Raw genomic sequence first — 18,221 nt, forward strand, 5'->3', positions numbered from 1 at the left:
AGGATTAATCATTGAATCTCATTACCATTAAAACAAAACACGGATGAAAAAAAGCCTTTTATTTATAATTGCTTTATTATTTACAAGTACAGCATTTTCTCAAAATGTGATCCAGCTGTTCAACGGTGCAAACGACTTTTTTAAACTGTTGCAGGAAGAGAAATTTAAAGATGCCCACGCTTTCTTTGATGATACTTTAAAAACGAAATTAACAGAAGAGAGTTTAAAGAAACTTTGGGGAGATATTGGAACAAAATATGGAAAGGCAGAATCGTTAGATGCCGTTCAAAGTAAAGCTCAGGGCGAGTTTTTTGCAGTAACAGTAGAAGGCAAATTTGCCAACGGTGATCAGAACTTTATCTTAGGTTTTAATAAACTACAGAAAATCGTCGGAATCTTCCTCGCGCCTTCTCGAAAAGCAGCCGCTTATTTAAAACCAACTTATGTTGATACCAGTTTATACAAAGAAAAGTCGGTTTACATTGGGCCGGCAGGAAAACAGTTGGCAGCCATTATCACCACGCCAAAAAATGCTAAAAATTTCCCTATAGTGGTCTTTGTGCATGGTTCTGGTCCGGCAGATATGGATGAATCAGTTGGTGGGAATAAACCCTTTAAAGATTTAGCTGGCGGTTTAGCAACCAAAGGTATTGCTTCTGTTCGTTACGTAAAACGGACCTTAATCTATCCGAATGAATTTAATAAAGCATTTACAGTAAAAGAAGAAGTGCTGGATGATGCAACTGCAGCTATTGCACTCGCAAAAACTGTTGTTGGCGCTAATCCTAAAGCTGTTTATGTATTCGGCCACAGTTTGGGCGGAATGCTGGCACCTAAAATGGCTACTATTACACCTGATTTAGCAGGGATTATTTTGGCAGCAGCACCTGCAAGAAAATTAACAGATATTATTGTTGATCAGAATAAGTATATGTTCGATCAGGCTAACGATACAACAGCTGCCTTTAAAAAACAACTGGCAGATGCTTATGTTGAAATTGATAAAAGCAGAATTTCGCAGTTGGGAACTACCATAAAACCTGATTCTTTAATTTTAGGACTGCCTGCAAAATATTGGACAGATTTAAATACCTACAATCAGGTTGCTGTAGCAAAAAGCCTTTCGAAACCTAAAATATACGTATTGCAGGGCGGTAATGATTTTCAGGTGGGTAAAGTAGATTTTGATTTATGGAATACTGCCTTAAGTAAAAAGAAAAATGTGGTTCTTAAATTTTACCCAGACTTAAACCACCTGTTAAGTGCTCAAACCGAAAAGGGTACAATGGCCCAGTATCAAGCAGCGGTAAGTGTGTCAGAAACTTTAGTTAACGATATTGCTTCATGGATTAAGGCCAAATAATATAAAATGATCTAATCGATACAGAAAAAGCTCCGACCAAAATTCGGAGCTTTTTTTGTGCATTTAGTTTCTTTACATCCTGTATTCGCCTCATTAATTAACAAACAATTCAAAATATGAGTGGTTTAAGTTTAGAGCATCTCATCTTAAATCGTTTGTTATGGCAAAGCATAAAATCACTTTAAAAGGAATATGGGGCATTTTAAAAGCATCGTTTACAGGTTTTAATGATCATAAAGTAACGAAACTTAGCGGCTCATTAGCCTATTATACGGTGTTTTCTATGGCGCCGTTGCTCGTGGTAATTATTTCTTTGTGTGGTATATTTTTAGGGAGAGAAATAGCCGAAGGACAGGTTTATGCCCAGCTTGAAGGCTTTCTAGGTAGAGAATCGGCTGTTTCCTTGCAGCAGTTAATCAAGAATGCTTATCTGGATGGAAAAAGTACCATCGCTTTAATTATCGGTATCATAACCCTATTAATTGGGGCAACTACCGTTTTTGGCGATATCCAGGATTCTATTAATACCATTTGGGGTTTAAAACCGAAGCCGAAAAGAGGATGGGTAAAAATGCTCCAGAACCGGTTCTTGTCCTTTTCGGTAATTATTAGCCTGGGTTTTGTACTGTTGGTTTCGTTAGCGGTTACATCTGTACTCGATGCCTTTAGTGATCGCTTGCAGGCCCGCTTTGCCGAAATATCTGTTATTGTATTTTACGTTCTTAATCAAATTGTAACCTTGGCTGTTATTTCATTAATATTTGGCGTAATATTTAAGGTATTACCTGATGCAATTATAAAATGGCGTGATGTAATTGCTGGTGCAGTAGTTACCGCTTTGCTATTTATGATCGGTAAATTTGCCATTTCACTTTATATAGGGCAAAGCAATGTTGGTAGTACTTATGGTGCAACAGGATCGTTGGTAGTTGTGCTTTTATGGACTTATTATTCTTCTATTATTTTATATTTTGGTGCCGAATTTACCAAGGCTTATGCGGTTGCTTTTGGATCTGAAATTTACCCTTCTCATTATGCGGTTACCACAAAAGAAATTGAGATAGAAACGGGGAGTAAATCCATTCAGGATAATCATCCCGAAATTAAAAAAGAGGTTAAGAAAGCTTAAAATTATTTATTCACCCCAGGCTGTAATGATTAATCTTCTTTGGCCGCCATGGTTGCGGTGTTCGCAAAGATAAATGCCCTGCCAGGTACCAAGCGCCAATCTGCCGTTTCTAATCGGAATGGTAACAGAACTACCTAAAAGTGCTGACTTTAAATGCGCAGGCATGTCGTCCGATCCTTCATAGTCGTGCTTATAATCGGGATCATTTTCTTTTACAGTTTTATTGAAGAACATTTCAAAATCAACCCGAACCGTAGGATCTGCATTCTCGTTGATGGTGAGCGAAGCAGAAGTATGCTGTATAAAAACCTGGCAAATGCCAATGTTAATTTCGTCAATTTGGGGCAGGGCATCCTCAACCTCATCAGTAATGATATGGAAACCCCTTCTACGTTCTCTCAGTGCTAAGGCTTGTTGGTATATTTTCATTTGAATTAATTCTCAATAATTCTAATGAAATCCTTTTCGCTAGGTAAAACCGTTAAATACTTACTTGCGAAAATTTGTTCATTGTTTTCCGGAAGCGTATATCTTACCACAGATTCACTTTTATCCTGACAAAGGATAATACCGATGGTTTTGTTTTCATCCTCAAGTCTTACTTCTCTATCAAAGTAGTTCACATACATCTGCATCTGGCCTATGTCTTGATGTTTTAGTTCTCCGATTTTTAAATCGATAAGTACAAAACACTTTAAAATACGGTTATAAAAGACTAAATCTATTTTGAAATGTTTTTCTTCGAAAGTTATTCTTTTTTGACGCGCTACAAAGGTAAAGCCATTGCCTAATTCTAATAAGAAATGTTCGAGTTTATCAATTAATTTTTGCTCTAACTCGCTTTCTGAATAAAAACTTTGTTCTGGTAGGCCTAGGAATTCTAGTACGTAGGGGTCTTTTATTAAATCCTTATTTTTTTCGATTATTTGTCCTTTCTGGCCAAGTGATCGTATCTCTTCCTTGTTTTTGCTTATTGCTAAACGTGTATATAATGCTGAATCATATTGACGCTGCAGCTCGCGTAGACTCCAATTATTTTTTATTGCTTCTATTTCGTAAAAATTACGTTCGTTTATATCGGTTATTCTCATTAACTTAAGGTAGTGAGACCATGTAAGTTTGAATTGCGCAGACAGTGTCTGCTGAATTGAATTTGAAGTTTTAGGAGACGCTGTTTTGGAAATTTCATTGTTTTCGAATTCGTCAGACACTGTCTGACGAATTGAATATGTAAGGTAAAAATACCTCATTTGTTTTAAATTTGTTTCAGAAAAGCCCTTGCCAAACTCTGAAATTAGCTTTTCTGAAAGCTCACTCAAAATTTGTTTGCCATATTCGGCTTTTTCTTTGCCGTCCTGTTCCTCTTCAACAATCATCTTACCGATTTCGTAGTAGGTCATAGCCATTATATTATTAATGGTTTGCGATACCTTTTGTCGAGACTGGACTAGCAGTTCAACAACCCTACTGTATAGATTTTGGTTGTTTATTTTCATTTTAAAAACCTTTAAAAATCGATGCCTAAATGCGAGCTTATAATCTTCCTTACTTCAAAAACTCTACATTCCATATCTTTTCTGCTTTTCTGCCAATCAGCCAAAAAGAGGCCGCCAGTACCGAAAAGAATAAAGCTTTATGCCAACTGTCCCAGAAGTATTCAAAATAGCGTGTGTAGAGGTTAATAAAGAGAAAAGTAATACCAAATTCGCGGGCAATGTCATCACGGTATTTTAAACCAAATAAAGTACTCGCTACACAAATGGCGCCTGAAATTAATGCCCAATAAAATAAGCTTAACTGCCTAACCTTATACCATTCTTCTAAACTGGCAAAATTGCCAAATACGGATAGGGCCCAAAGCGAAACAAACAAATAAACCATTCCGGCAATATAAGTAACCTGAAAGAAGTTGTGTGTTTTGGGGAAAGCTTTCATAATAAACGATGCTGCGGTTAATGCAGCGCCAAAAACCACAAAGCGTAAAGGGTAATTCATACCAAGAAAGTAATAATTCCAACGGCTCAAATAACCTGTTTCAGTACCAAACCAAGCACCTAGAGATATCAAAGCAAAAATCCAGATCAAACGCGAATTGAAGATATAACCTAAAGCACCATAAATGAAAACGGATACTAAAATCAGGATGGAGAAGTTGCCAGATCCATTGTCTAGCGCCTTTCCAAAATAAGCAATGGCATTTGCCGTGAGTAAAATTGCAGAAAAAACGATAGCTTCATTACTAAACTTTAAATGGGCCAGTTTCTTTTTTCGCTTAAAACCTAAGATATAAAGCCATGCTGCCAATCCGCCAGAAACAATAGCAATTACGATGTTTGGTGTATTGTAAACCCGTTTTAAATAGTTTAAGATCGAATTATCAATGAGGAGCGATCCAAGTGCAATAAAACCGCAAGCCAGGGCTACCCAAAAAGCATACTGTGCCAGGCGTAACCAATCGAAGTTTTTGGCTTCATAACTTTTACGGAGTTTATCGCCGGTTTCGTTATTAATTAAGCCGTCACTTTGCCATTGCTCAATCATATCATCAAGAAACTCACTCTTTTCTCTATCGACTTTCATAGGTTAGGTTATATACGAAGATAGCTTTTTTAGCCCTTAGTCAAAAGTCCCGAGTCAGCAGTCTATATCGACTAAAGACTGCTGACTAAGGACTTCGGACTAACTAAATAACCTCTTTTATTTTCTTATTGTTCCCAACAATCCAAATTACATCGCCGTTATCGAATACAAAGTCTGAGGAAGGATTCAATATCCGATCAGTACCTCTTTCTATGCCGACAATTAATGCCTGTGCTTTTTCGCGGATACCTGCATTTCTAATACTTAACCCATAAACCGGCGATTCGGCATGCACAACCACCTTTTGCAAGGTCATTTCTTTATTCGGAAAATTACTTTCTTCAGCTGTTTCTGGCGCATCAACTTCTAAAAGTACTTTAACAGCAGCCAATTGATCATCAGCACCAATTAATAGCAGTTTATCGTTTGGATAAAGCCGCTCATCTCTTCCCGGTGTTGGAATGTTATTTCTTCCACGTTCTATTAAAGCAATGTTAACGCCATATTTTTCCCTGATCATTAATTCGGTAAGTGTTTTTCCAACTACTTCCGATTCAGGGGAAACAGTGAGTTCAGTTAAGTGGGTATCCCAGGGTAAAATATTAGGTTTTTGATGCTCACGTGCATTTAAATTCAACATGAAACGTCTTTCCAGTTTATCGTAAAAAGACTGTAGTTTCCTGGAGAAGATGATCATACCTAAGATAATCAGGGCTAATGCGATCACAGCGGCAATCCAGGTATCAAAAAACTCATACATTAAAAAACCTACAAAGAAAATGCCTAAGGCAATTCTGAAAAACTCGATTGCGATTAACGGGCCCCGGGTATATTTTTTGTTTAGCCAAAGGTGGGAATAGGCTGTTCGCTGGATTCTTCGGATAGATAATGCCCATAAAAAAGGCGACATTAAAATGAAGGAAACCACTACGCTGATAATAATAGAAGTTAAACTATTGGCAATATTGCTCACAATAAAAGGCTGAACGTACCTGTAGGCTAAAAAGATGATCGCAATGATAATTACGGAGTGAATAATGGTATTAAAAATATAAGACCTCAATAAAACCTTCCAATCGCTTAATGTTGTAATTCCTTCTGTACTGGAGCTGTATCTTTCGATCCCATCTAACCATTTTTTAGGTAAAACACGGTTCAAGTACCGGTAAAAAGGTTCAGATAGTTTAATCAGATATGGCGTAGTAAATGTAGTGATCGCTGCTGCCGCTACTGCAATAGGATAAAGGAAATCGCTTGTTACTTTAAGGGTTAAGCCTAATGAGGCAATGATGAATGAAAACTCACCAATCTGCGCCAAACTCATGCCCGATTGTACAGAAGTTTTTAACGGCTGACCAGATAATAACGCACCCAAAATGGTAAATATAATTTTCCCTAAAATAATCACTAATGTAGCAACGATAATCGGTACAGCGTACTTAACCAGCATAGCAGGATCAATCAGCATACCAACCGAAACAAAAAATACCGCTGCGAATAAATCCTTTACCGATTTGGTTAAATGTTCGATTCTTTCTGCCTGTGTGGTTTCTGCCAAAATGGATCCCATAATAAATGCACCCAAGGCAGGAGAGAAGCCCACCTTATCGGCCAGTAATACCATTACCAAACATAACGCTAAAGATACCACCAACATGGTTTCGTCGTTCATTAATTTCTTGGTTGCTTTAAGAAACGAAGGAACCAGGAATATTCCGCCCAAGAACCAAAGTACCAGGAAAAAAGCCAGTTTTAAAATGGAATACAGCATTTCTGTACCTGCCGATTGCTGACTAACCGCCAGGGTAGAGAATAATACCAGTAACAAGATAGCCACCAGATCTTCAACAATTAAAACACCAAAAACCAGGCCAGCAAACTTTTTATGTTTTAAACCAAGTTCTTCGAAAGCCTTAATGGTAATCATTGTTGATGAGATGGACAAAATTCCCCCCAGAAATAAACTATCCATGTCTTTCCAGCCCATTGCTTTACCGACCAAGTAGCCCGCCAGAATGATAAAAAGCACTTTCACGATCGCCGTGATGGAAGCAGAACCGCCAACTTTAACCAGTTTTTTAAAACTGAATTCTAAACCTAAACTGAATAAAAGGAAGATTACGCCTATTTCGCCCCAAATATTGATGCTTTTTGTATCGGTAACTGAAGGGAAAAAATCTAAATGTGAGCCAACCAAGAGGCCGGCCAGTATATAACCTAAAACCAGCGGTTGTTTAATTCGTTTAAATATGAGGGTGGTTATCCCTGCAGCAGCAAGGATTAATCCCAAATCGGCAATTAAGTCAGGTAAATGCATCTATAAAAAATGGGTATTGATGATTAAATAATTTATTTCCAAGTGTTGTTACTCGGCATTTTATTGAAAACTCCACATTTGTGGTTAAAAATGAAATTACTTACCAAAAAACATGTTTTGGGTAGAGCATCTTAAACAGGCACCAATAATTATATTTTAATCTCTTGATTACAACTTTTATATTGATGGTTTTGTTCTTGAAAAAATGGAACAGCAAAAAAGTGATCAGTACAAACGCACTGGATGATATTTTTATAATTGAACTGTTAATGAAATCTTTTTGCAAACTTTCACTATCCTGATTGAAATCGGAATTGGATTTGATATTTTTTTTGCATGAAATGAAACTTATTCTGGTGTTTTTTAATGGTACATCATTTCTTTTTTCCAGCGATGCGAAGGCCGCAAAATTAATGGAGATAGACAGGAAAAAGATGATGTAAAAAAGCCTCATTGCCGCTAATATAACGAAAATGAGGCTTTTTTGAAAGGAAAATTGGATTTAAATCTGTTAACTTAAAAATTCAAAATAAGCTAAAGTAGCCTCCTTATCTTTTTGTAACTGAACAGTTAAAGCTTCTAATCCGGTAAATTTTACATCATGACGAAGGAATTTCAAAAAGTTCATCTTAATATCCTGCCCATAAATTTCCTGGTTGAAATCGAAAATATTTACTTCAATGTTTCTGGTCATTCCGTTAATGGTTGGGCGTTGCCCGATGTAGGCCATCCCCTTGTATGGTTGAGGGTTTAAGGTTGAGGGTAGAGGGTTTAGGATTCCGGACTCCGGACTTCGGACTTCGGAGTCCATTTCTACGGTAACCGCATAAATGCCATCGCCCGGAATGAGTTTATAAGTTTCTTCTATAAAGATATTAGCTGTTGGGAAACCTATTGTTCTTCCGATTTTATCGCCTTTAATTACCCTTCCAAAAATAGAAAACGGATAACCCAGATAATCGTTGGCCAAGCTTACATCGCCCGCTAAGAGTGCCTGTCGGATTTTGGTAGAACTTACTGCAACATCATGAATATCCTGCTCCATAATTTCTTCAACACTAAAGCCATAATGTAAACCTGCGGCCTTTAAATCGCTTAAATTTCCAGAACGGTCTTTCCCAAAGCGGTGGTCGTAACCAATAATGATATGCTTAGTGCCAATATTATTCACTAAGGTGTTTTTTATATAATCTTCAGGCAGCTGATTAGAGAAATCTCTGGTAAATGGTGTGATGATTAAATGATCTACACCTAAACCTTTTAAAATTTCGGCTTTTTCATTAATGGTATTGATCATTTTTAGCTCCTGGTTTTCAGGATCTATAATCATTCTGGGGTGGGGGAAAAAAGTTAATATTACGCTTTCTCCGTTATCGGCTTTTGCCTTTTCTACCAGTTGTTTAATGATTTTCTGGTGTCCGAAATGCACGCCATCAAAAGTGCCAATGGTTACAATGGCGTTATCTAATTTTTTAAAATCGGAAAGGTTATGATATATTTTCAATGGTAAAATCTATTTTATTGATCTGGGTTTTGCATGAGGGATGGAAGCGGTATCCCCCGATTTTCTATCGGGGATTTAGCGTACAGCCCGACCCTTTGCGTAGCTTAGGGACATGCCCAAATTTATTGTTATTAATGTAAAGCATGGCGTTTCACTACCCCACCTTTTAAATCGGCAATTTGTTGTTGTATTACAAAGGCATCCGGATCGATCTGTCGTATTGCGGTTTGTAATTTGCTCATTTCTAGTTTGGTAACCACGGTAAAAATAATATCGATATCTTTCTTTTCTCCGTAACCACCTTCGCCTTTATAAACGGTCACCCCGCGTTTCATATCGTTAATGATGAACCCTTTTATGTCGTCCTGGTGCTCTGAGATAATGGTTACACCAGTGTATTGTTCTATACCGTTTACAATGAAATCGATTGTGCTTGATGCTGATAAGTAGGTTAAAATAGCATACAACGCAGTATTGATGTTTAGGAAATAAGCTGCGAAGGCAAAAATAATAATATTTAAAATCAGGATGATATTTCCAACGGTTAAAATGCTGTTTTTACTGATGTAAAGTGCCAAAACCTCTGTCCCGTCGATAACACAGCCACCGCGCATGGCCAATCCAATCCCACCGCCTAAAAATAACCCGCCGAAAAATGCGATGAGCAATTTATCGTGGGTAATGGGCTGAAAGGGAAGAAAAATTAAGGCCAACGAGAGCGCAGCAATGGCAATAGCGGTTTTAAGGGCAAAGCCTTTACCAATCTGCCTATAACCTAAAATTACAAAGGGAATGTTGATAATTACAATAAGGTACGATAAATTCCAGTCTGTTAAGGTGCTTAGCAAAAGAGAAATACCCGTTACACCACCATCAATAAAATGACTGGGCATTAAAAAGCTTTTTAAGCCAAAACATGCCGAAGTTACACCTGCAATAATTAAAAGAATTTCTTTTATAAACCTGATGTTTCTGTTTTTGATGCGGTTCATGCCTCTGCTGCAGTTTTAGCTTCTTCTTTCTTGCTACGAATATAATTAACAAGTTCTAATACTTCAAACGCATCTTTAAGCAAAAAGTTTCCGCTCCGGGTACGGGTAAGTTTGGAAAGATAAGCACCACTGTTTAAAGTTTTACCAAAATCGGATATTAATGAACGGATGTAAGTGCCTTTACTGCATACAATTCTAAAATCGATCTCTGGCAGTTCGATCCGCGTGATTTCAAACGCTGGAACGCTTACAAAACGTTTACGTAGCTCAACCTCTTCACCCAGCCTTGCTTTTACGTATAAACGCTCTCCATTTACCTTAACAGCAGAGTGTGCTGGTGGATATTGTTCTATATCGCCAATAAATGGTGTACAGGCAGCGTATATATCTTCTTCGGTGATGTTACTGATGTCGAAAGTTTGATCTACTTCAGTCTCCATATCGAATGATGGGGTAGTAGCACCTAAAATCATGGTGCCTGTATATTCTTTCTCTTCTGCCTGGAAAGTGTCTATCTGCTTAGTTAGTTTGCCTGTACAGATGATTAGCAAGCCTGTAGCAAGGGGGTCTAAAGTGCCGGCATGACCAACCTTTAGCTTTAGCGGTTTTAAAGAATTACGGATTTTGCCTACTACATCAAACGAAGTCCATTTGTATGGTTTGTTAATTAAGAGCAATTCGCCTTCTGCAAAATTGAAGTCTTTAAATTTTGAATTTTCGGTAATCACAAATCTTTTTTGCGCAAAGATACGGATTCAATGTCGTTTTTTAACACAGATGAAAAGGATGCCAGGGAAATCGTTTTTAACTTTGTTCTGGTAATTTTTCCTCCTTCTTCGCATGCCTGCATTATGTTTGTCACGGAAGCACGAAAAACACGGAAAAACTTTAATTCTATTCCGTGATTTCTGTGTTTCCGTGGCTAATTAATTTTTGCACATGTTTTAAAAGCGATTTCCCTGAAAAGGATGCACACAGATAACAATCATCCGTGTTTCTGTGTAAATCTGTGGTTAATATTCTGAATTATATAATCTGTAAGTTGTGCCCGCTCAGCAATAAGATGATAATGATTAAACCAGCAGCAATTCTATACCATCCAAAAACCTTGAAACCGTGTTTGTTTAAGTATCCGATAAAACTTTTTATCGCCAAAAGTGCCACTATAAAAGCAAAAAGATTACCAATAATTAAAAGATTAGTCTGCTCGTGGGTAATGGTGTGCCCTTCTTTATAAAAATCGTAAAGTTTTTTTGCTGTTGCAGCAAACATGGTAGGTACAGCTAAAAAGAATGAAAATTCTGCAGCAACTTTTCTGCTTAATTTCTGACTCATACCGCCAACAATAGTGGCTCCTGAGCGCGATACACCTGGTAGCATGGCAATACACTGAAAGAAACCTATTTTCAGCGCTGTTAAATAAGTTACTTCCTCCTCTTCATTAATAGTTGGTTTATTAAACCACTTGTCTACAAATAATAAGATCACACCGCCAACTAACAGCGAAATACCAACAGCCATTGGGCTTTCTAATAATTCGTCGATTTTTTTGCTCAATAGCAGACCAAATATGGCAGCTGGGATAAATGCAACCAGTAATTTAATGTAGAAATTTATCGATTTGAAAAATCTTTTGAAATAGAGTACAACAACAGAAAGTATTGCACCCAATTGTATCACAATGGTAAAAAGTTTTACAAATGGTTCTGATGCAATGCCCATAAACGATGATGCAATAATCATGTGTCCGGTACTCGATACAGGCAAAAATTCAGTTAATCCTTCAACAATAGCAAGGACAATGGCTTCAAAAGAGTTCATATGTTTTGAAAAGATAAGAAATAAAGAAAACGCTTAATCAATAAATTAAGCGTTTTCAAGTATAATCCTTTAGGATAAAATTATTTTTTTAGGATAGCATAAATGCCAAAAGCAAAACCCGCCAGCACCACTATCGGAGCCAATAAAGTTCTTCTGAAATCATAAATATCGCCAGTAGTACCCATCATTAATATAAAACCAACTGCTACAATTGCAATGCTGATTAACAATAACTGATAGTTTTTTTTGGTAAACACCAATTCGCTTTTAACGTCCTTTACAACCGGACCTGTTTTTTTTTCTGCCATTATCTATAAAGATGATAAGATTTTAAACGTAAATATCTGCTTACTGCAAACCAAGTACTAATGCCTGTTATAAAAATACCCACAATTAAAAGGCCTATAAATACGAAGCCAAATTCCTGGTAGTTATTTAAAATAATAATCTCAGGTACCTCTTTGCGGGCGTAAATTAAAGTTGCCAATAAAATTATGATGGCAATAAATGCAGCAATTAAGCCGTGTAATGCAGCGTATAATAAGAAAGGACGTCGAATAAAGTTTTTCGTTGCACCAACCAGCTGCATACTTTTAATTAAAAAGCGTTGTGAGTAGATTGCTAGTCTTATTGTGTTGTTAATCAGTGCGATAGATATGATTAATAGGAGTGCAGCAAAGGCTAAAATAATTAAGCCAATGGTGCTGATATTTTTGTTAACCATATCAATTAAAGAGCTTTGGTAAACCACTTCTTTAACAACAGGATTTTTAGAAATACTGGCTTTTAAGGCATCAATGCTTTTATTGTTCGCATATTCTGCTTTTAAATACACATCGAAAGTAGATGTTAGTGGGTTGTAACCTAAAAAGTTAACAAAATCCTCACCTAAATCCTGCGTTAAATTTCTTGCGGCAAGCTCTTTATTTACATATTGAGTTTGCTTTACCGCAGGATTTGCATTTAATTCTTTCTGAAAGGCCAAAACATCGGCTTCTTTTGCGCCTTCATCAACAATAATGTTTAAAACGATGTTTTCTTTAACGTAGTTAGACAGATTTTTGGCATGTACAAGTACCAAACCAAGCAGCCCCAGCATTAATAAAACCAAAGCAATACTGATTATAGTAGAGATATAAACGGTTTTGGTTTTCTTAGATGCATCACTTACTTCGAATTCTTCCATGTATTTCATTTTTGTTTCTGCGAAAATATAAATTATACCTGATAAACACCAATTAATGATTGCTAAATGAATATTAACGCAAAGCTTTTGCTTTTAGTTTGAGCATTAATTCTTTAATTAAATTTACTTTTTGTGAAAACGCGGTACGAAATTTGTTGAAACGGCGTTAATTATGGATATCTTAAAACTAAATTTAACTATGAAAAGACAAGTTACTCTTCTAAGCCTATTCTTACTTATCGCCTCAACAATTATTTCTTGCAAAAAAGATGATACTTCATTAAAAGCCCAGATGTTAGGCCGATGGACGTTAAATAAAATTGTAACTTCCGGTTATACTGCTGAAGAAACATTGAAAGATCCAAAAAAGATTAATGGAACTGTTACCTATGGTACAACAAGTGATTATGTTGACTACAAATCAAATAACGATGATCAGGTAGAGCTGAGTTTATCAGGTAACAGAACAATCGGAACTTATGTAATCATTTATTCTGATCAGTTCAGTATGGATATTAATGATGGGCTGAACTATTGTAAAGTAAACAGTATTACTGCAAACAAATTAGAGTTTACTGCTAAAATTGATAAAACAAACGTTACTAAAGTATATTCTTTATCAAGATAAGATCTTAATTCCCCGATTATTTGCTGCGCCATTGGTTTTTAACATCAATGGCGCATTTTTTTGTAGTGGCACCAGATATTCCCTTATTTAAGTAATCGATAGTCAGATGATAACATCTGACTACACAAAGGCATCGAGGTTTTACCCTTAACCTCTTCTAATTCTGCATTTCTGCTGGCAAAATATTATCATGAATCTGCTTTTTTAAGCCCCTTAATTTCCGTATTTTCGCACCTTTAAAAATTTAAAACTTGCAATGGATTACCAATTCAAAGAAATAGAACAAAAGTGGCAGAAATTTTGGGCAGATCATCAAACGTTTAAAGCCGAAAGTAATTCTGATAAACCAAAATATTATGTGTTAGATATGTTTCCTTACCCATCAGGAGCAGGTCTGCACGTTGGTCACCCACTGGGTTACATTGCATCAGATATTTTTTCAAGATATAAACGCCTTAAAGGCTTCAATGTATTGCATCCAATGGGATACGATTCGTTCGGATTACCCGCAGAGCAATACGCCATACAAACGGGGCAGCATCCTGCTATTACCACCGAGGCAAACATTGCAACCTACCGCCGCCAGTTAGATCAGATTGGTTTTTCTTTCGATTGGAGCAGAGAAGTACGCACCAGTGAGCCATCTTATTATAAATGGACACAGTGGATTTTTATGCAGTTGTTCAATTCATGGTACAATATCGAAAACGATAGGGCAGAAGATATCACCACGCTGATCGAAAAATTTAATGCTTCTGGGACTGCTGATGTTAAAGCAGTTTGTGATGAAGATACTAAAGAATTTATGCCGAGCGATTGGGCAACCTTTACCGATGAAGAGAAACAGATCGAATTGTTGAAATACCGCTTAACTTATCTTCGCGAGAGTACGGTAAACTGGTGCCCTGCTTTAGGAACCGTTTTGGCGAATGATGAAGTTAAAGATGGTTTCTCGGAACGTGGCGGTTTCCCTGTTGAGCAAAAGAAAATGATGCAATGGAGCATGCGGATCACCGCTTATTCTGACAGACTTTTGCAGGGTTTGGATACCATCGATTGGCCAGAGCCGATTAAAGAAATGCAACGCAACTGGATTGGTAAAAGTGTTGGAGCATCCGTAAAGTTTCAGGTTGAAGGAAACGATAAACAAATTGAAGTTTTTACCACCCGAGTAGATACCATTTTTGGGGTTTCTTACCTGGTTTTAGCTCCGGAGCATGAGTGGGTTGCAGAGTTAACTACTCCTAAACAAAAAGAGGACATTGCAAACTACATCGCTTTAACTAAAAAGAAATCAGAGTTAGACCGTATGGCCGATACCAAAACGGTGTCTGGTGCTTTTACGGGTACCTATGTAATTAACCCTGTAAGTGGTGAACGCGTACAGTTGTGGATTGCTGATTATGTGTTGGCAGGTTACGGAACTGGTGCCGTAATGGGCGTTCCGAGTGGCGATCAACGCGATTGGTTATTTGCTACCCATTTTAATTTACCGATTATCCAGATTTTGGATGGACAAAAGGATATTGATGTTCAGGCAGATCCAACCAAAGAAGGAAAATACATTAATTCTGGTTTCATAAACGGAATGACTTACAAAGAAGCTGTTCCATTTTTGAATAACTGGTTGGAAGAACAGAAAGTAGGGAAAGCAAAAGTAAACTTCCGCCAACGTGATGCGATTTTTGGTCGTCAGCGTTATTGGGGCGAGCCGATTCCGGTTTACTTTAAAGATGGATTGCCTTATTTGGTAAATGAAGAAGAATTGCCATTGTTACTTCCTGAAATTGATAAATATTTACCGACAGAAACGGGAGAACCACCTTTGGCGAGGGCTGAAGACTGGGTTCCAAAAGATGGCGGACATTACGAATTAAGCACCATGCCAGGTTGGGCTGGAAGCAGCTGGTACTGGTACCGTTACATGGATGCCAACAACAACAACGATTTTGCTTCAAAAGAAGCTGTTGAATATTGGAAAGATGTCGATTTATACATTGGTGGCTCTGAGCATGCAACCGGTCACTTATTGTACAGCCGTTTCTGGAATAAATTTTTGAAAGATTTAGGTTACACCAAAGAAGAAGAACCTTTCAAGAAACTGATTAACCAGGGCATGATTCAGGGTAGAAGTAATTTTGTTTATCGCATTAACGATGAGAACGGAAAACCTACTAATACTTATGTATCAGCTGGATTAAGAAAAGAATATAAAACTTCAGCATTGCACGTTGATGTGAACATTGTTGAAAATGACACTTTAGACATCGCTAAGTTCAAAGCCTGGAGAGAGGAATATGCCAACGCAGAATTTATTCTTGAAGGCGGGAAGTACATCTGTGGTGTCGAAGTAGAGAAAATGTCGAAATCAAAATTCAACGTGGTTAATCCCGATGATTTGATTGAACGTTATGGTGCTGATACTTTGCGGATGTACGAAATGTTCTTAGGTCCGTTAGAGCAGAGTAAACCCTGGAATACGAATGGTATTGAAGGTGTATTTAAGTTCTTGCGTAAATTCTGGCGCTTGTTCCACAACGAAGAATGGGCTTTCCATGTAAACGATGCTGTTCCTACAAAAGCCGAATTAAAATCGTTGCATAAAATCATTAAAAAAGTGCAGGATGATATCGAGCGTTTCTCGTTTAATACTTCTGTATCGAGTTTCATGATTGCAGTAAACGAGTTAACCGATCTGAAATGCAAAAACCGTCAGATTTTGGAAGATATGGTGATTATCCTTTCACCTTATGCGCCACATATCTGCGAAGAGCTTTGGGTATTGTTGGGTAATGAAGCCGGAACTTTATCCTACACGGCTTTCCCGACATTTAAGCCTGAGTATTTGGTAGAAGATGAATTTGCCTATCCGGTTTCGATCAATGGTAAAATGAAAATGAACCTGAATTTGAGCTTAACTTTGGCTCAGCCAGAGGTAGAAAGCATTTTATTGGCAGACGAGCAATTCCAGAAATTCTTAGACGGAAAACCAACCAAAAAGATCATTTTCGTTAAAGGAAAGATTATTAATGTGGTGGTTTAAGGAGTCTAAAGCTTAAAGACTAAAGCGGAAAGCTTTCCTGCAAAGTTTTATAAAAGGAACCCCCGAGTTGTACGATCAATTCGGGGGTTCTCGTTTTATCGTCGTTGCTCTGTTGGCTGAAAGCCTTATCGCAATGACGACTGCTTTTACTTATTTTCCACCCCTCAACTGTAGATAGGTATAAAAACAAAACCCAAGCTGTATTTTACAACTTGGGTTTTTATACGATAAGCAGGAAAACTTTAGTCTTTCTGCTTTAGTCTTTCAGCGTTCTATCTTTCCCCTCTTTTTCTGTTTCCACCAAATCTTCTATTGTTGCTGGCATTGCGCGGTTTGCCGCTCATATTACCATCACCGCCTTTTTTAGCGCCTCCACCGCCTTTAGATTGGGCTTGTGGTTTACGTTTAACCTGGTTTTTGGCCAGCATACTTTCCCAGCTTAATGGATAAGGATGATCATCAACAACCGGGAGCGTAATTTTAATCAGTTTCTGGATATCCAATAAGTATTCGTTTTCCTCTGCATCGCAGAAAGAAATGGCAATCCCGTTTGCACCAGCACGGCCTGTACGGCCAATTCTGTGTACATAAGATTCAGGAATATTCGGCAATTCGAAATTGAAAACGTGCGATAACTGATCGATATCAATACCACGTGCAGCAATATCGGTAGCTACCAAAACGCGGATTTTACGGTCTTTAAAATCAGTTAATGCCCGTTGTCTGGCATTTTGCGATTTATTGCCGTGAATGGCAGCAGCTTTAATACCTGCATGGGCCAAATCCTTAACAATACGGTCTGCACCATGTTTGGTCCGGGTAAAAACCAAAGCAGTTTCGATCTTTTTATCCTCAAGAAGGTGGATCAATAATTTCTTTTTATCAGGTTTGTCTACAAAATAAACCGATTGAACAATTGTTTCTGCTGTAGAAGAAATGGGGGTAACCTCTACTTTTGTCGGACTAGATAAAATCGTATTTGCCAACTTCTGGATTTCATCTGGCATGGTTGCAGAGAAAAATAAAGTCTGGCGTTTTGCAGGCAATTTAGCCACTACTTTTTTCACATCGTGAATAAAGCCCATATCGAGCATACGGTCGGCTTCATCCAATACGAACAATTCGATAGTATTTAAGCTGATAAACCCCTGGTTCATTAAATCTAATAAACGGCCTGGTGTTGCAACTAAAATGTCAACGCCTTTTCTTAAAGCTTCTACTTGTGAGTGTTGATTTACACCACCAAAAATTACTAAATGGCGTAAATTTAAATGACGGCCATAAGCCTTAAAACTCTCTTCAATCTGGATGGCAAGCTCGCGTGTTGGCGTTAAAATTAAAGCCTTTATGTTTTTGGTTGCCTTGGTATTGATGTGTTTTTCGTGCAATAACTGCAACATTGGGATAGCAAAGGCGGCGGTTTTTCCGGTACCGGTTTGCGCGCAGCCTAATAAATCTTTACCTTTTAATATCGTTGGAATGGATTGCTCCTGTATTGGTGTCGGTTGTGTATAACCTTCGGTCTCAAGGGCCTTTAAAATTGGCTCAATGAGGTTTAATTCTTTGAATAACATGTATGTTTCTGTGTAATATTTATCGAAGAAGCTAGAACAATCAATTGTTGAAGGACTAACTTGCGGAGAGAATATGCCATTCAG

15 protein-coding genes are annotated in these 18,221 nt (G+C 37.5%); 4 read left to right on the forward strand and 11 right to left on the reverse strand.

Going from position 1 to position 18,221, the window contains the following annotated elements; genetic code table 11:
- Nucleotides 1-43: 43 nt before the first annotated feature.
- Entirely contained in the window at nucleotides 44-1,363 is a 1,320-nt protein-coding gene (locus LQ201_RS17745) for a DUF3887 domain-containing protein (protein ID WP_230144729.1), read from the forward strand.
- A gap of 160 nt (nucleotides 1,364-1,523) precedes the next feature.
- On the forward strand, nucleotides 1,524-2,492 hold the full coding sequence (locus tag LQ201_RS17750) for a YihY/virulence factor BrkB family protein (protein ID WP_230144730.1): 969 nt from the start codon (nucleotides 1,524-1,526) through the stop codon (nucleotides 2,490-2,492).
- A 6-nt stretch (nucleotides 2,493-2,498) separates the two neighbouring features.
- On the opposite strand, the gene LQ201_RS17755 is transcribed toward LQ201_RS17750, so the two are convergent.
- The 10 genes from LQ201_RS17755 to LQ201_RS17800 all read right to left on the reverse strand — a co-directional run bounded on the left by LQ201_RS17755 (nucleotide 2,499) and on the right by LQ201_RS17800 (nucleotide 12,892).
- Complete coding sequence (locus LQ201_RS17755) at nucleotides 2,499-2,921, reverse strand: secondary thiamine-phosphate synthase enzyme YjbQ (protein WP_230144731.1); 423 nt, start codon at nucleotides 2,919-2,921, stop codon at nucleotides 2,499-2,501.
- A 5-nt stretch (nucleotides 2,922-2,926) separates the two neighbouring features.
- Entirely contained in the window at nucleotides 2,927-3,988 is a 1,062-nt protein-coding gene (locus tag LQ201_RS17760) for a YhcG family protein (protein WP_230144732.1), read from the reverse strand.
- Between the two features lie 49 nt (nucleotides 3,989-4,037).
- Complete coding sequence (locus tag LQ201_RS17765; protein WP_230144733.1) at nucleotides 4,038-5,072, reverse strand: DUF2157 domain-containing protein; 1,035 nt, start codon at nucleotides 5,070-5,072, stop codon at nucleotides 4,038-4,040.
- Nucleotides 5,073-5,175: 103 nt separating this feature from the next.
- Nucleotides 5,176-7,389: a cation:proton antiporter gene (locus tag LQ201_RS17770; RefSeq protein WP_230144734.1), complete on the reverse strand. Its 2,214-nt coding sequence runs from the start codon at nucleotides 7,387-7,389 to the stop codon at nucleotides 5,176-5,178.
- A gap of 511 nt (nucleotides 7,390-7,900) precedes the next feature.
- Nucleotides 7,901-8,893 carry a bifunctional riboflavin kinase/FAD synthetase gene (locus LQ201_RS17775; RefSeq protein ID WP_230144735.1) on the reverse strand — a complete coding sequence of 331 codons (993 nt, stop codon included), beginning with the start codon at nucleotides 8,891-8,893 and terminating at the stop codon, nucleotides 7,901-7,903.
- Nucleotides 8,894-9,024: 131 nt separating this feature from the next.
- Nucleotides 9,025-9,885 carry a YitT family protein gene (locus LQ201_RS17780; protein ID WP_230144736.1) on the reverse strand — a complete coding sequence of 287 codons (861 nt, stop codon included), beginning with the start codon at nucleotides 9,883-9,885 and terminating at the stop codon, nucleotides 9,025-9,027.
- Nucleotides 9,882-10,613, reverse strand: a complete 732-nt coding sequence (truB, locus tag LQ201_RS17785) for a tRNA pseudouridine(55) synthase TruB (RefSeq protein WP_230144737.1) — start codon at nucleotides 10,611-10,613, stop codon at nucleotides 9,882-9,884. Before truB ends, LQ201_RS17780 begins: the two co-directional genes overlap by 4 nt.
- A 298-nt stretch (nucleotides 10,614-10,911) precedes the next feature.
- Nucleotides 10,912-11,706, reverse strand: a complete 795-nt coding sequence (locus tag LQ201_RS17790) for an undecaprenyl-diphosphate phosphatase (RefSeq protein WP_230144738.1) — start codon at nucleotides 11,704-11,706, stop codon at nucleotides 10,912-10,914.
- An 80-nt stretch (nucleotides 11,707-11,786) separates the two neighbouring features.
- Nucleotides 11,787-12,014, reverse strand: a complete 228-nt coding sequence (locus tag LQ201_RS17795; protein ID WP_029275801.1) for a DUF3098 domain-containing protein — start codon at nucleotides 12,012-12,014, stop codon at nucleotides 11,787-11,789.
- Complete coding sequence (locus LQ201_RS17800) at nucleotides 12,014-12,892, reverse strand: ABC transporter permease (protein WP_029275800.1); 879 nt, start codon at nucleotides 12,890-12,892, stop codon at nucleotides 12,014-12,016. The genes LQ201_RS17795 and LQ201_RS17800 overlap by 1 nt, the downstream gene beginning before the upstream one ends.
- A gap of 199 nt (nucleotides 12,893-13,091) precedes the next feature.
- Here LQ201_RS17800 and LQ201_RS17805 point away from each other — a divergent pair, with 199 nt between their 5' ends.
- Together LQ201_RS17805 and leuS are read left to right on the forward strand one after the other, a co-directional pair.
- Entirely contained in the window at nucleotides 13,092-13,520 is a 429-nt protein-coding gene (locus LQ201_RS17805) for a hypothetical protein (RefSeq protein ID WP_230144739.1), read from the forward strand.
- 256 nt (nucleotides 13,521-13,776) lie between these two features.
- Complete coding sequence (gene leuS / locus LQ201_RS17810) at nucleotides 13,777-16,563, forward strand: leucine--tRNA ligase (RefSeq protein ID WP_230144740.1); 2,787 nt, start codon at nucleotides 13,777-13,779, stop codon at nucleotides 16,561-16,563.
- A 272-nt stretch (nucleotides 16,564-16,835) separates the two neighbouring features.
- On the opposite strand, the gene LQ201_RS17815 is transcribed toward leuS, so the two are convergent.
- Nucleotides 16,836-18,137 carry a DEAD/DEAH box helicase gene (locus LQ201_RS17815; protein WP_230144741.1) on the reverse strand — a complete coding sequence of 434 codons (1,302 nt, stop codon included), beginning with the start codon at nucleotides 18,135-18,137 and terminating at the stop codon, nucleotides 16,836-16,838.
- Nucleotides 18,138-18,221: the final 84 nt, after the last annotated feature.

Origin of the sequence: Pedobacter sp. Bi126, assembly GCF_918698245.1 — a bacterium.
In the GTDB taxonomy this organism is placed as follows: Bacteria; Bacteroidota; Bacteroidia; order Sphingobacteriales; family Sphingobacteriaceae; genus Pedobacter.